At 64.0% G+C, this 12648-nt stretch carries 12 protein-coding genes; 4 read left to right on the top strand and 8 right to left on the bottom strand.

All coding sequences use genetic code 11. The features are described 5' to 3' along the window. Positions 1-2 precede the first annotated feature (2 nt). A complete protein-coding gene (locus tag ACZK13_RS12125) occupies positions 3-695 on the top strand; it encodes a hypothetical protein (protein ID WP_180838520.1) in 693 nt (230 codons plus the stop codon). Positions 696-791: 96 nt separating this feature from the next. After that, positions 792-1547, top strand: coding sequence for a DUF3307 domain-containing protein (locus ACZK13_RS12120; protein WP_253145053.1), 756 nt, complete (start codon positions 792-794; stop codon positions 1545-1547). 49 nt (positions 1548-1596) lie between these two features. Here ACZK13_RS12120 and ACZK13_RS12115 read toward each other — a convergent pair whose 3' ends face one another. The 7 genes from ACZK13_RS12115 to ACZK13_RS12085 form a co-directional block, all read right to left on the bottom strand. Continuing rightward, a complete protein-coding gene (locus ACZK13_RS12115) occupies positions 1597-1989 on the bottom strand; it encodes a diacylglycerol kinase (RefSeq protein ID WP_032129972.1) in 393 nt (130 codons plus the stop codon). Between the two features lie 82 nt (positions 1990-2071). Further along, positions 2072-2698: a hypothetical protein gene (locus tag ACZK13_RS12110; protein WP_253145055.1), complete on the bottom strand. Its 627-nt coding sequence runs from the start codon at positions 2696-2698 to the stop codon at positions 2072-2074. Positions 2699-2747: 49 nt separating this feature from the next. Next, complete coding sequence (locus ACZK13_RS12105; protein ID WP_253145064.1) at positions 2748-3284, bottom strand: Cif family virulence factor; 537 nt, start codon at positions 3282-3284, stop codon at positions 2748-2750. 72 nt (positions 3285-3356) lie between these two features. After that, positions 3357-3704: an RcnB family protein gene (locus tag ACZK13_RS12100; protein ID WP_253145074.1), complete on the bottom strand. Its 348-nt coding sequence runs from the start codon at positions 3702-3704 to the stop codon at positions 3357-3359. 161 nt (positions 3705-3865) lie between these two features. Further along, entirely contained in the window at positions 3866-4897 is a 1032-nt protein-coding gene (gene arsB, locus ACZK13_RS12095; RefSeq protein WP_253145119.1) for an ACR3 family arsenite efflux transporter, read from the bottom strand. Between the two features lie 14 nt (positions 4898-4911). Continuing rightward, positions 4912-5415 (bottom strand): arsenate reductase ArsC, encoded by a 504-nt coding sequence (locus tag ACZK13_RS12090; protein WP_253145076.1) that lies wholly within the window; start codon positions 5413-5415, stop codon positions 4912-4914. A gap of 15 nt (positions 5416-5430) precedes the next feature. Continuing rightward, entirely contained in the window at positions 5431-5760 is a 330-nt protein-coding gene (locus ACZK13_RS12085; RefSeq protein WP_049423024.1) for an ArsR/SmtB family transcription factor, read from the bottom strand. A gap of 87 nt (positions 5761-5847) precedes the next feature. On the opposite strand from ACZK13_RS12085, the gene arsH reads away from it, so the two are divergent. Then, on the top strand, positions 5848-6501 hold the full coding sequence (gene arsH / locus ACZK13_RS12080; RefSeq protein ID WP_253145085.1) for an arsenical resistance protein ArsH: 654 nt from the start codon (positions 5848-5850) through the stop codon (positions 6499-6501). A gap of 155 nt (positions 6502-6656) precedes the next feature. Here arsH and ACZK13_RS12075 read toward each other — a convergent pair whose 3' ends face one another. Next, positions 6657-7598 (bottom strand): aspartyl protease family protein, encoded by a 942-nt coding sequence (locus ACZK13_RS12075; protein ID WP_478481716.1) that lies wholly within the window; start codon positions 7596-7598, stop codon positions 6657-6659. A 307-nt stretch (positions 7599-7905) separates the two neighbouring features. Between ACZK13_RS12075 and ACZK13_RS12070 the strand changes: the two genes are divergently transcribed. Next, positions 7906-12648, top strand: a complete 4743-nt coding sequence (locus ACZK13_RS12070; protein WP_253145089.1) for an RHS repeat-associated core domain-containing protein — start codon at positions 7906-7908, stop codon at positions 12646-12648.

Here is a 12648-nt window from a genome sequence, read left to right as displayed (position 1 = left end):
ACATGCCCGATACATCGTCTGATCTGATTGCCGTGCTTACCGGCGACTTGGTCAAGTCCACGGAGATGGACGCGGCCACCATTGATGACGTCCGTGAAGTGATTTCCGTTGCCGTGGCCCAGGCCATGGAGTGGCCTTTGCCGGGCATTGTCGGCCCTGAGTTCTACCGGGGCGATGCCTGGCAGCTGGCGGTCACCCAGCCGCACGGTTTCCTGAGGTTGGCGACCTGGATCAAGGCCAAGCTTGCCGCGTCGGAGTCGCGGGCGCGCACGCGGATCGCGATTGGACTGGGTACGGTAGAGGCATTGGACCGGAAGGCGGTGTCGCGTTCGCTGGGTGAGGCATTCGTGCTGTCCGGTCGGTTGCTTGAATCCATGGGGCGCACGCAGGACATGGACGTAGCCCTGCCAGTACAACGGGAGGATCTGTACTGGTTACCGGCAGTGGTGTCTGCCTGCGATGTTATTGTCGCGCGCTGGACACGCAGTCAGGCTGAGGTGGCGTCGTTGTTTCTGATCCCCGATGCCCCCTCGCAGTTGGAAGCTGCCAATGCGTTGAACCGGCACCGACAATCGGTTAACCGGGTCTATCACGATGCTGGTGTCTTTGCCTTGCTGGAGCTGATCACCGCGGCTGAACGTGCACTGATGCAGCCGTACGGGAGTGTTCACGGCTCTGGAAAAGCAACTAAATAGCGTTGCTTTGGCTTAAGCAACTAAATTTCGTTGCTTATGGCGGCGACTTGGCTATCGCGAAGCGAGCCACAGGAAGGACTCACAGGCAGAAAGGACATGCTTGAATCGCTGCTCGTACTGTTGACTGCTCACCTTGTCGCCGATTTCGTGCTTCAGACCACGAAGATGATCGCGCGCAAGCAGGAACTGCATGGCCTGCTGCTGCACGTAGCAGTGGTGCTGCTCGTCATCGCCGCGCTGACCGGTTCAATCAACCCATGGGTCTATCTCATCATCGGTTTCAGCCATGCGGTGATGGACTGGATCAAGGTGCATTGGCTCCCCGATGGCGTGCACGCATTCGTCATTGACCAGTTGGTGCATATCGCCTTCATCGTGTCGATCGCGTTGATGTTCCCTCACGTTGCCCGCAATGGCTGGTACGGGATGATCCCGACCCAGGTCCAACTGTTGATGTATCAGGGCATGTTGATCGCGAGCGGCTTGATCCTGGTGGTCAACGTCGGCGGCGTCCTGGTGGAGAAGCTGCTTGCGCCGTTCACGGCAGGACTCAATATGGGAAGCGCCGAATCGGCGCCTACGACCGCAGCCGTGCAGGGCGACGATCACAAGGGCATGCAGACCGCAGGGCGCTATATCGGGCGGCTGGAAAGAGGCCTGATCTTCATGTTCCTGCTGCTGGGCCAGCCGGAGGGCGTGGGGTTGATGCTGGCCGCCAAATCGGTGCTGCGCTTCGCCGACCGGCAGGCGCGGGCACACACCGAATATGTGATCATCGGTACCATGCTGAGCTTCGGTTGGGCCATCGCCGCAACCATGTTGACCAAGCTCGCGATCTCGCATTGGCGCTAGCGGCTGCGGCGTTGTGGCACCGGGCCATGCCCGGCGGGTCGGGCGCGAGCTAACCCAGCAGGATCACGCCCCACACCGTGCCGACCATCAGCAGTGCTGTGGTCTGGGCGGCGCTGCCCATGTCCTTGGCGTTCTTGGACAGTGGGTGGTGGTCAAGCGAGATGCGGTCGACCACCGCTTCGATGGCCGAGTTCAGCAGCTCCACCAGCAGGCTGATGAAGCAGACCGCCAGCACCACGGCGCGTTCGACCTGGCTGATGTCCAGCAGGAACGCGGTGGCGATCAGCAGCGCATGCAGCAGCAACAGCTGCCGGAAGGCGGCTTCGCCACGGAAGGTGGCGATGAAGCCGTCGCGCGAATGGATCAGCGTGTAGAAGATGCGGCGAAGGCCGGTCTTGCCATGCGGGTATTTACCGCTGTCCTTGGGGGAGGGTGGCTGCATGCCGGTCCTGCCATGAAGTGATCTCACGACAGGATGTGCAGGCGGGCGTCGGGAAAGCGTCGGACGCCCGTTGGATTTTCCTTCAGCCGGCCTGGCGCTGCGCCTGGATGGTCTGGTCGAGGGCATCCAGATCGTCCGTCGGCGAGGCCAGCCATGCCGGGTACGCCTCGGTCTCGACGAAGGCGGAGGATCGCAGCACATCATCGAACGCCGGATTGTCCTTCTCCGGGTGGCGCAGCAGGCCGGACATCAGCCCGCAGATGCGGACGGCCGCCTGGAAGGCGCCCTCCAACGAACCGGCCGGCTCGGTGACCGTGTTGAGGAAGGCCGCATAGGCCGGGCCATCGAACACGAAATCCTCGCGGTTCTTGAATGCTTCGCCGCTGAGGTTGGTTTCGCCGGAGACGTGCCGGGAGAATCCCCAGGACCAGATGTCGAGGAAGCGCAGGTCATCCAGCATCCGGCGCGCATCGTCATTCAGAGGAACGGCGCCGGACAGCGCGTGCTCCAGCGTGGCCGCTGCGAACGGCTCGGTGCCCTGGTGGGCCAGGAAATCGCTCAGGCAGCGCAGTGCAGCGGGATGGTCCGGGTCCAGCTGCAGCGCCCGGTAGATCACCCGTGCGCCTTCCACGTGACGGCCCTGGGCGATGAAGATGTTGAGCGCGTGGTGGGCGAGCTGGTCGGCGTTGAGGTCGGCAATCCGGGTCATCGGGTCTGGCTGGCATGGACGAACGGTGGGCACCAGTCTGACAGATCACTCATTCGGCCGGGCTGCGTGAATCGCGGATCGAATAGATCACCGAGAAGATCTTCCAGCCCTGTTCGGTACGGATCAGCTGCCACATTTCCTTGCCCCAGTTGGTCTTCACTCCATCGTCGTGGAAGCTGTAGTCAAACGACACCGAGGCCACATCGCCATCCGTTTCGATCTTCGTATTGGAGAATGTCTCCTCCTTCGGTTTCGGCGACGCAACGACCCCGTCGATCAGCGCGATGAAGTTGTTGGCGGGAATCTGCCGTGCCTTGATCGCATCGGGCTTCGCTTTGCGGATGTCCTGCAGGCGCACATCCTCGGAGACGTACTGCCAGCCGATGTCTTCCGGTTTGTCGGAGAAGAACAGGCCCATGTAGGTCGGCTTGTCCTTGTTGATCAGCGAAGTGCGGAACGATTCGACCACCTGTTCGATGGCTTTTTCATCAGCTGGATTGTGGGCTGGACTGTTGTTGCCGGCATGGCCTGGCGACGCTGACAGCAGAAGCGCGAGGAGGGCGAGTGGTGCTCTTGATGTCTGCATCTGCAGCTTCCGGGGACAAGGGGATGCTGTCGGGACGTTTCGTTACATCAGTGCCCCGGCGGATCCCCTCATTCAACGATGCAGCGCGTCGATGATCAACCCGGTAGCAATCTCCACCAACAGGTACTCGCTATCGGACTGCCGGACCCAACGCTGGTCGCGGCCCGGCTCGCGCAGGTGGTAGCGCGCATAGTCATCCACCCAGTAACGGCGGTCCACTTCCGCCCATGGCAGGCGCTCGCCGCGGCGCCAGGCCTTCTTCTGCCAGCCTGGCGGCGGCGCATCACGATTGTGCGGGCCACCGGCGTGCGGCGGTGGCCCGTTGCCGCGCGCATGGTGCGGCGGATCGGCGAAGGCCGGTGCCGCGGCCAGCGCGGCAGCGGTGGTCAATGCAATGGCGAACAGGCGTGTGGTGTTCATCGCAACCTCCGGGCCTTGCCGCTGCATGCGGCGTCGTGCCGTGAAGTATGGATCAGGGAGTGTGAACGGACTTTTGAGCTGTCACCGTTGCAGCAGGGCGCATTCCACGGCGTTGCAACTGGCGGCTCGGGCACGACGCAGCGGCCTCCGGCATGGCTGCCTCAGGCGCGCTCGCGTACCTCATACCAGTCGCGCGATCGATTCACGATCTTCACCACCGAAAGCATCACGGGTACTTCAATCAGCACCCCCACCACCGTGGCCAGCGCCGCACCGGAGTGGACACCGAAAAGGCCCACGGCCGTCGCCACCGCCAGTTCGAAGAAGTTGCTGGCGCCGATCAGTGCCGACGGCCCGGCCACACAATGCGCCACACCCAGGCGCCGGTTGAGCAGGTAGGCCAGGCCGGAGGTGAAATAGACCTGGATCAGGATCGGGATCGCGATCAACGCAATCACCATCGGCTGCTGCACGATCTGCTGGCCCTGGAACCCGAACAGCAGCACCAGCGTCAGCAGTAGCGCCGACAGTGACAGTGGCCCCAGCTGGCGCAGCGCCGTCTGCAGCCCGGATTCGCCATGGCGCGACAGGATCCAGCGCCGCAGCAATGCGGCCACCAGTACCGGAACCACGATGTACAGGCCGACCGACAGCAGCAACGTATCCCACGGTACGGTGATGGCCGACAGCCCCAGCAGCAGCGCCACCACCGGCGCATAGGCCACCACCATGATCGCGTCGTTCAGTGCCACCTGGCTCAGCGTGAAGTTGGCATCGCCGCGGCACAGGTTGCTCCATACGAACACCATGGCCGTGCAGGGCGCGGCCGCCAGCAGGATCAGGCCGGCGATGTAGCTGTCGATCTGGCCGGCGGGCAGCCAGTCCGCAAAGACGTGGCGCAGGAAGAGCCAGCCCAGCAGCGCCATCGAGAATGGCTTCACCGCCCAGTTGATGAACAGCGTCACCCCGATGCCTTTCCAGTGCTGGCCCAGCTGGCGCATGGCACCGAAATCCACCCTCAGCAGCATCGGAATGATCATCAGCCAGATCAGCACCGCCACCGGAAGGTTGACCTTGGCCACTTCAGCCGCCGCCAGGGAGGCGAAAGCACCTGGCAGGACGTGCCCGAGCAGCGTGCCGGTGATGATGCACAGCGCGACCCAGAGCGTCAGGTGGCGCTCGAACAGGCCCATCGGTGCCCCTGTGCTCATTGCGTGCGCGCTGCCGGCAGCAGATGGCCGATCTGGTCCAGCGCCTGCTGCAGCATTCCGCGGTCTTGCCACACGTGCCCGGGCAGCGCCAGCAGGGCCTGCACGCGTGCCTTCACGATGGCATGCGCGTGGGCGAAGGCGGCGGCCTTGTCGGCAGCGCTGCCCTCTGCCTCGGCCGGGTCCGGCAGGCCCCAATGGCTGCGGATGAAGTCACCGAACACCACGGGGCAGGCTTCCGCTGCCGCCGCATCGCAGACGGTGATCACAAGATCCATGGGGGCGGCATCAGCGAACTCATCCCAGGATTTGCTGCGCAGTCCCGCCACCGGAATGCCTTCCGCGCGCAGCTGTGCAAGCGCGAATGGATTGACCTGGCCGGTCGGGTGGCTGCCGGCACTGAAGGCCGTGAAGCGGTCGCCGCCCCATGCGCGCAAGGTGGCTTCGGCCAGCACGCTGCGCGCGCTGTTGCCGGTACAGAGAAACAGGATGGAGCGGGACATGGTGGCGTTTCCGTATCAGCAGCTGCAGGGATTGCCCGACGGCGTGCACTGTTCGCTGGGCGAACCGGCGCAGCAGTTGTGCGTGAGGTACTCGATCAGGCCGGTCATTGCGCTGAAGTTCGCGCGGTAGCAGACGTGGCGGCCCTGGCTCTCGCTCTCGACCAGTCCGGCCTGTACCAGCTCCTTCAGGTGGAAGCTGAGGGTGGCGGGCGGAACCTGGAGGGCTGTGGCGATGTCGCCGGCCATGCGACCGGCCGGGCCGGCTTCGACCAGCAGGCGGAAGGCCGCCAGGCGGGTGGCGTGGCCGAGCGCGGTGAGCGCAGCGATTGCATTCGATGTTTCCATATTTCTAGAATAGTCGAATGAATAAGCCGATCACAAGTCCTTCGTTGCCCCATCTGAGGGAAGCCTCGCTTCCCTGATCACCAGCGGTTGGCCGCCGAACGCCAGGGGCCGCCACGCATCCTGCTGTTGTACGGCTCACTGCGGCCGCAGTCGTTCAGCCGCAAGCTGGCACTGGAGGCCGAACGCCTGCTGCAGCATCTGGGCTGCGACACGCGCGTGTTCGATCCACATGCCTTGCCGCTGCTGGACAGCGTGGACAAGGGGCATCCGGAAGTGCAGCGGCTGCGCGAGTGGTCGCACTGGTCGGAAGGGCAGGTGTGGGTCAGCCCGGAGCGGCACGGCACGGTGACCGGCGTGTTCAAGAACCAGATCGACTGGCTGCCACTGGAAGATGGCAGCGTGCGGCCGACCCAGGGCAGGACGCTGGCGGTGATGCAGGTCTGCGGCGGCTCGCAGTCGTTCAACACGGTCAATACGCTGCGGGTACTGGGCCGCTGGATGCGCATGCTGACCATTCCCAACCAGTCGTCGGTGGCCAAGGCCTGGCAGGAGTTCGACGAAGACGGGCGGATGAAGCCTTCGCCCTACTACGATCGTGTGGTGGATGTGGTCGAAGAACTGGTGAAGTTCACGCTGCTCACCCGCGGCCGCGCCGACTACCTCGTGGACCGTTACAGCGAGCGCAAGGGCGATGCGCTGGCGGCCGAGCTGGCGCGGGCGGCGGGGGCGACCGGCGTCTGAGGGCGTGCTGGTGGCCGCAGGTGGCGTGGCTATGACCGGGCGCGGCTGGCCGGACATTGTCGTCGGTGCAGTGATCGCCCTGTTGTTCCTGAGGTCGGCAGTGGGCGTGATCGCTGAAGCGTGGCCGGCATGGCGGGCAGCACGCCGACAGTGACTCAGTTGCGGTGGTGCCTGCTTGGGCAGATCGCCACCTGTTGGCTGCGCTGATCGATCAGCACCACCGCTTCCTGCAGCGCATGGGCGCCCACCACCGCCTCGGGATAGCGGTCGGACACCCGTACGTGCAGCCCCTGCAGTGCCAGGCCGCCAATCAATACGGTGGCATCCAGCCGTGCGCGTCCGCCATCGACCTCGCCGTGACTGAGGGTCAGTCGATCCCCGGTGGTCACTGCGGTACCGGCGGCCTGCCGGAAGAGTGCAGTGGGCAGCACCATCGCGACGTTGGCGCCGGTGTCCAGCTGCGCCTCCGTGCTGACTGCTCCAATCTTCACCGGGATGCGGAAGGCGCGTGCATAGGCCAGCGTGTCTGGTTGCGCGGGCAGGAGATCGATGTCGCGGCGGAACTGCAGGCGCCGTTGCGGGTAGTCGATGATCAGCACGCCATCAGCGAAGAATCCGCGCGCAAGGATGCCGTCGAACACTGCGTCTTTGGATTGCCGTGCGTTGTAGTCGCGGGTGAGCGCGGTCACGTCGCTGTGGCGCAGCCCGTCGAGCGCCAGGGCGTCGATGCGCACTGTGTCGGCCCGCGCTGTCTGCACGCCGTCGGAGTGGTGAGTGCTGGCGTCCGCCGGCAGCGCCAGTTGACGGACCAGGCGGGCGTCCGCGCGGGCCATGCCGCTGGCGCCGGTATCGATGGCGAAGCGGTACGGGCCGCTGCCGTTGACCTGCACCTCCACATGGATGCGCCCGTCGATGACGTCGAAGGGAACGTCGATGATGCGCTCGCCCGGGCAGGCGGCGAGGGAACAGGCGCTCTCCAGCACGGGGGAGGCGAGGGTGGCCAGGGGAAGCGTCAGCAGAGTGAGGATGGCGATGGCAGTGCTGGGCCAACGGCGAGTGCCCAGTACGGTACGGCGATGCGGGGGAATGCGCCTCATGATCCTGTTCCATGGGTGTCCAGGATCTTCTGATGCGTGAGGGATGCAGGCGGTTGCAGATGTTTCCTGCCCGCAGGCTGCTCCGAAAGCTGTCGCGGTAATCGGCTGGATCTGGAATCCGCGCGGGTGGAAATGTGACGGATGTCGCGGGCCTTGACTTGAATATGTCACCGTCTTCAACGATAAAGGCGGCATGTGGCACTGCCGCATTCCGGACCAGGGACGATCCGAAGCATGACGTGATGGGGCTCTACCCCCGCGTTCTCGTTCCCGCCGGCGCTGTGTTCGTCCAGGAAGGAGAACAGGGATGTTGGAACGACTGAAGACCCTCTCGCGTGCCGTGCTGGCGATTGTTGCCGTCGGCTTCGTCGCCCCTGCTGTGGCACAGGCGCAGGAAAGCAAGATCACCTGGCGTATTTCGCAGCCCGGAGGCGATGCGACCCAATACAAGACCCAGCAGGCGGCGGTGGCCGCCATCAAGAATCTGCCGGCGCCCAGCCCGTTCCCGCCGGAGTTCCAGTTCGGCTGGCAGTACGTCGACAAGATCAAGTCGAAAGTCGTGGACTTGAACGGAAACACGTCGATTACCTACTGGATGGGAAAGACGCAGCCATCCGACCCTGACTGGACCTACTACGGCGCGGGTGATGGTGGCTTCCTGTCCGAAGAGGAAGTGCTGGAAGCGCTCATTGCAGACTTGCAGGACATCAATCCCCAGTGTCCTGGGGAAACTGCTGTGCCGGAAGGAGAATGGGGCCCAACTGCTCCAGGGATGGACGGAATTTCGGAGGTCAGGGAGTACCGGGTCACCGGCATGCTGGGCAGCAATTCGGCGGAGTCTCCGTGCGTGCCCTTCGACGCAGGAACGACAGGGCTTGCTCGCATGCGACGCTTGAACTGCCCGATCCCCTTCACGCAGTGGTCCAACAAGCACAACGCCTGCGTCAGCGAAGAATTCGTTGCGACCATCACCTCGAAGTCGCAAAAGTGCGACAAGGACGGCGGCAACGGTAGCTGCCCCATGTCCCGCAACGATACAGCTGCGAACATGAGTCCGATTCCCGACAATGACCCGGCCTCCAACGGCGGTACCTGCGACGGCAATGTCGGCAACCCATGTGATGTCAAAACGGGCGAGAAGTACGAGATCGCGCAGGACTTCGATCTGGGCTGGATCGCGCTGACGCGCTTCTATCACTCCGGCATCTCCACCTCATCCGGTGGCTTCGGCTATGGCTGGACCCATTCGCTGGGCGCCCACCTGGCACTGGATGGCGTTGACAGTGTGGGCATCATTGAAAGCACCGGTTTCCAGCGTGCATTCAAGAAGGTCGGCCAAGCCTATGAGGCGGACGACGACAGTGGGGATCGTCTGGTCCAGAACGGCAACTGGACACTGTACTCGGCGGATTCCATCTCTACCTTCGGCGCGGACGGGCGTCTTGCCGCCAAGCGCTTCCCGGATGGCACGTCGCTGACCTACATCTACGACGACAGCGACCGCCTTGCGGCGGTCACGCACAGCAGTGGCCGCACACTGGAGTTCGTTTACCAGTCCAGCGACTATGAGGCGCTGATCAGTTCGGTGCTGGTCGAAGGCATTGCGCTCGCCACCTATACCTACACGCCGCAGAACCAGGTCGCCACGGTGACCTATGCGGGTGGTGGCGTGCGGACGTATCACTACGAGAACCAGGCTTTCCCCCAGCACCTGACGGGTATCACCGCCGAGGACGGTCGCCGCTACAGCACCTTTACCTACGATTCCATCGGCCGTGTGATCTCCAGTCAGCATGCCGGCGGTGCCGATGGTGTGACACTGGCCTACAGCCCCAACGGCGGTGCAGTCGTGACCGACGCGCTTGGGCGGCAGACCGACTACACCCTGACACCCGGCGGCGACACCGCGCCGTCGCGCAAGGTAACCGGCCTGAGTGATTCGCAGGGAACCGTCAGCCGGACCTACTACGACCAGAGTGTCGACTTCCGCCGGCGCCTGGATACCTACACCGATCGCCGCGGCATCCAGACCAAGCACACCTATGCGCAGGGCACCGATCCGGTGAGCGGTCGTGCCGTCAGCATCCATACCGTGACCGAAGCGGTCGGCCTGCCCGAACAGCGGGTGGTGACCACCGCGCGCGACGTCGAAACCAATGCGGTACTGACCACCCGCGTCGGCAATCGTGAAACCCGAACGTCCTTCAATACCCGGCGTCAGCCGACAACCAACACGGTGACCGACATCGCGTCAGGTCAGACGCGCATCACCAGCTACACGTATTGCGAAGCCGCGGACGTGGCTGCGGCAGGGAGCTGCCCTGTGGAAGGGCTGCTGAAGAGCGTGGATGGTCCGCGCACGGATGTGGTTGATGCCGTTACCTACGCCTACTACCCGGCGGATGATGCGGGTTGCGCGACCAACGCTACCTGTGGCTACCGGAAGGGCGACCTGCGCAGCGTGACCAATGCGCTGGGCCAGACGGTCGAGACCTTGGCCTACGACGCGTTCGGGCGGCCGTTGTCGGTCAAGGACGCCAACGGCGTGGTCACCGATTACACGTACCATGCTCGCGGCTGGCCGACCTCGATCACCGTACGCGGCGCGACCACTGCCGAGGATCGGGTCACCCAGCTGAGCTATTGGCCGACGGGCCAGGTGCAGAAGATCACCGAGCCGGATGGCAGCAGCGTTTCCTACGTCTACGATGCTGCGCTGCGCTTGACCGACATCGAGGACAACGCAGGCAACACGATTCACTACACACTGGACAATGCCGGCAACCGCCTCAAGGAAGACACGCTGGACACCGGTGGCACGCTGCGCCGTACCCTGGCACGCACGTTCAACACGCTCGGCCAGCTGACCGCGCTGAAGGACGCAGGCAATCACGCTACCGGCTTTGCCTACGATGCCAACGGCAACCTGCAGACGGTGACCGACGCACTGCAGCGCGTGACCAGCCAGCAGTACGACCCGCTGAACCGCCTGGCCCAGACCCTGCAGGACGTGGGCGGCGTCGCGGCGGAGATCCGCAGCCAGTACAACGCGCTGGACCAGGTCACCCAGGTCACTGATCCGAAGGGCCTGCACACCACCTACGCCTACAACGGCTTCGGTGATCTGACCGGACAGGTCAGCCCGGACAGTGGCGCCAGCAGCTACACCGTGGACGCGGCAGGCAATCGCAAGACCGCTACCGACGCGCGCGGCGTCACCGCCACCTATCACTACGATGCGCTGAACCGTTTGATCGGAGTCGCCTATCCGGACCCCAATCTGGACGTAGGCTACAGCTATGACGTGGCGCCAGCGGCCTGCGCCGCCGACGAGCGCTTCGCCAAGGGGCGGCTGGGGCAGGTGCTGCATGCCAACGGCAGCACCCAGTACTGCCATGACCGCTTCGGTCAGGTCACCCGCAAGGTGCAGACCGTCAATGGTGTGGCCAGCACGCTGCGCTACGCCTACAGCAAGTCGGGCCGTCTGACTGCGTTGACCTACCCCGACGGCAGCGTGGCCGACTACGTGCGTGATATCCAGGGCCGCATTAGCCAGATCGGCCTGACCCGGCCCGGCCAGGCGCGCCAGATCGTGGTGAACAACGTGAGCTATGCAGCCTTCGGTCCGGCGACCGGCTGGACCTACGGCAATGGCCGCCAGCTGCAGCGTCCGCTGGATCTGGACTACCGCCCGCAGGCGGTACATGACCCGGCCGCAGGTGGCCTGTCGCTGGGCTACGGCTATGATCCGGTCGGTTCGATCACCGAGCTGAAGAACGGCACTGGCTCGACGGTACTGGCCAAGTACGCCTACGACGCGCTGGGTCGCCTGACCCAGACCCAGGACGGTGCGACCGGCACGCCGATTGAAACCTATGCCTACGACGCCACCGGCAATCGCACCGCGCTGACCACGTCGGCAGGCACTGCCAGCTACACCTATCCCGCAACCAGTCATCGCCTGACTGCGGTGGATGGTGAAGCGCGCAACCATGACGCGGTGGGCAACACCACCAGCATCGGCGGCAAGACGTTCATCTACAACGATGCCAACCGCATGAACGCGGTGAAGCAAGGCAACGCCGTACTGGAAAGCTACGCCTACAACCATCGCGGCGAGCGCGTGCTGCGCACCCCGGCTGGTGGCGCTGCACAGATCACCCTGTATAACGAATCAGGGCAGTGGCTGGGCAACTACTCGGCCACGGGCCAGGCGCAGCAGCAGGCCATCTGGCTGGACAACTACCCGGTGGCGCTGATCAGCGTGCCAAGCGCAGGTGTGCCGGAGTTGGCCTACATCCAGCCGGACCATCTGGGTACGCCGCGCGTGGTGATCGACCCGGCGCGCGATGTGGCGATCTGGGAGTGGAGCAACAAGAGCGAGGTGTTCGGCAACCAGATTCCGAGTACCGACCCGGACGGCGATGGCGTGGCATTCGAGTTGGCGCTGCGATTCCCGGGCCAACAGGCGACGGATGCGAGTGGGCTGTTCTACAACTATCGGAGGGAATACGACCCGGCAGTGGGGCGGTATACCCAGAGCGATCCGATTGGGTTGATGGGTGGACTGCACTCGTTCGCGTATGGAAGCGGAGATCCCACTGGCCGTGTCGATCCGCTAGGCTTGGCCGATAAAAAATACATACCTCAGGCCGTACCTGTTTCACCGGAGTTGCAGGCGGTCGGAAATCGGCTCCAGAGGCTGGCAAACCAAGCAGCGTCCACCATTGACGCCACCTGTGGATGGCGTTGCTCACTGCCTTGGATACGCGGAACGCTCATCCATAGTGAGTTCAAGCGCCTGGTGGATACCACATGCCCGACGTCTCAGTATGCGACTGAGGTGAGCTACGCTGGCCGTAGGGTTGTTAGGTATGGGTACCCGGGGTCCTCACGGGCGGACGCTGTGTACGGCCCAGTTGATGCACCTCAAGCCATCTTCGATCTGAAGACTGGTTGGGCTTACATCTCCTGGGATCAGTACAATAAGTACGTCAAGAATCTCCCCGAGGGAACTCTCGTGGTGGAACTTAAGCCTGAAGGCCGTTGA

The organism is Stenotrophomonas sp. 99219_Sma, from assembly GCF_056480785.1.
The sequence above is the reverse complement of the archived record's forward strand: the minus strand, read 5'-3'. Positions and strand labels throughout refer to the sequence as shown.

Coding starts and splice junctions, on each gene's coding strand:
- ACZK13_RS12125 (WP_180838520.1), top strand. CDS start 3: ATGCCCGATACATCGTCTGATCTGATTGCCGTGCTTACCGGCGACTTG.
- ACZK13_RS12120 (WP_253145053.1), top strand. CDS start 792: ATGCTTGAATCGCTGCTCGTACTGTTGACTGCTCACCTTGTCGCCGAT.
- ACZK13_RS12115 (WP_032129972.1), bottom strand. CDS start 1,989: ATGCAGCCACCCTCCCCCAAGGACAGCGGTAAATACCCGCATGGCAAG.
- ACZK13_RS12110 (WP_253145055.1), bottom strand. CDS start 2,698: ATGACCCGGATTGCCGACCTCAACGCCGACCAGCTCGCCCACCACGCG.
- ACZK13_RS12105 (WP_253145064.1), bottom strand. CDS start 3,284: ATGCAGACATCAAGAGCACCACTCGCCCTCCTCGCGCTTCTGCTGTCA.
- ACZK13_RS12100 (WP_253145074.1), bottom strand. CDS start 3,704: ATGAACACCACACGCCTGTTCGCCATTGCATTGACCACCGCTGCCGCG.
- arsB (WP_253145119.1), bottom strand. CDS start 4,897: ATGGGCCTGTTCGAGCGCCACCTGACGCTCTGGGTCGCGCTGTGCATC.
- ACZK13_RS12090 (WP_253145076.1), bottom strand. CDS start 5,415: ATGTCCCGCTCCATCCTGTTTCTCTGTACCGGCAACAGCGCGCGCAGC.
- ACZK13_RS12085 (WP_049423024.1), bottom strand. CDS start 5,760: ATGGAAACATCGAATGCAATCGCTGCGCTCACCGCGCTCGGCCACGCC.
- ACZK13_RS12075 (WP_478481716.1), bottom strand. CDS start 7,598: ATGAGGCGCATTCCCCCGCATCGCCGTACCGTACTGGGCACTCGCCGT.
- ACZK13_RS12070 (WP_253145089.1), top strand. CDS start 7,906: ATGTTGGAACGACTGAAGACCCTCTCGCGTGCCGTGCTGGCGATTGTT.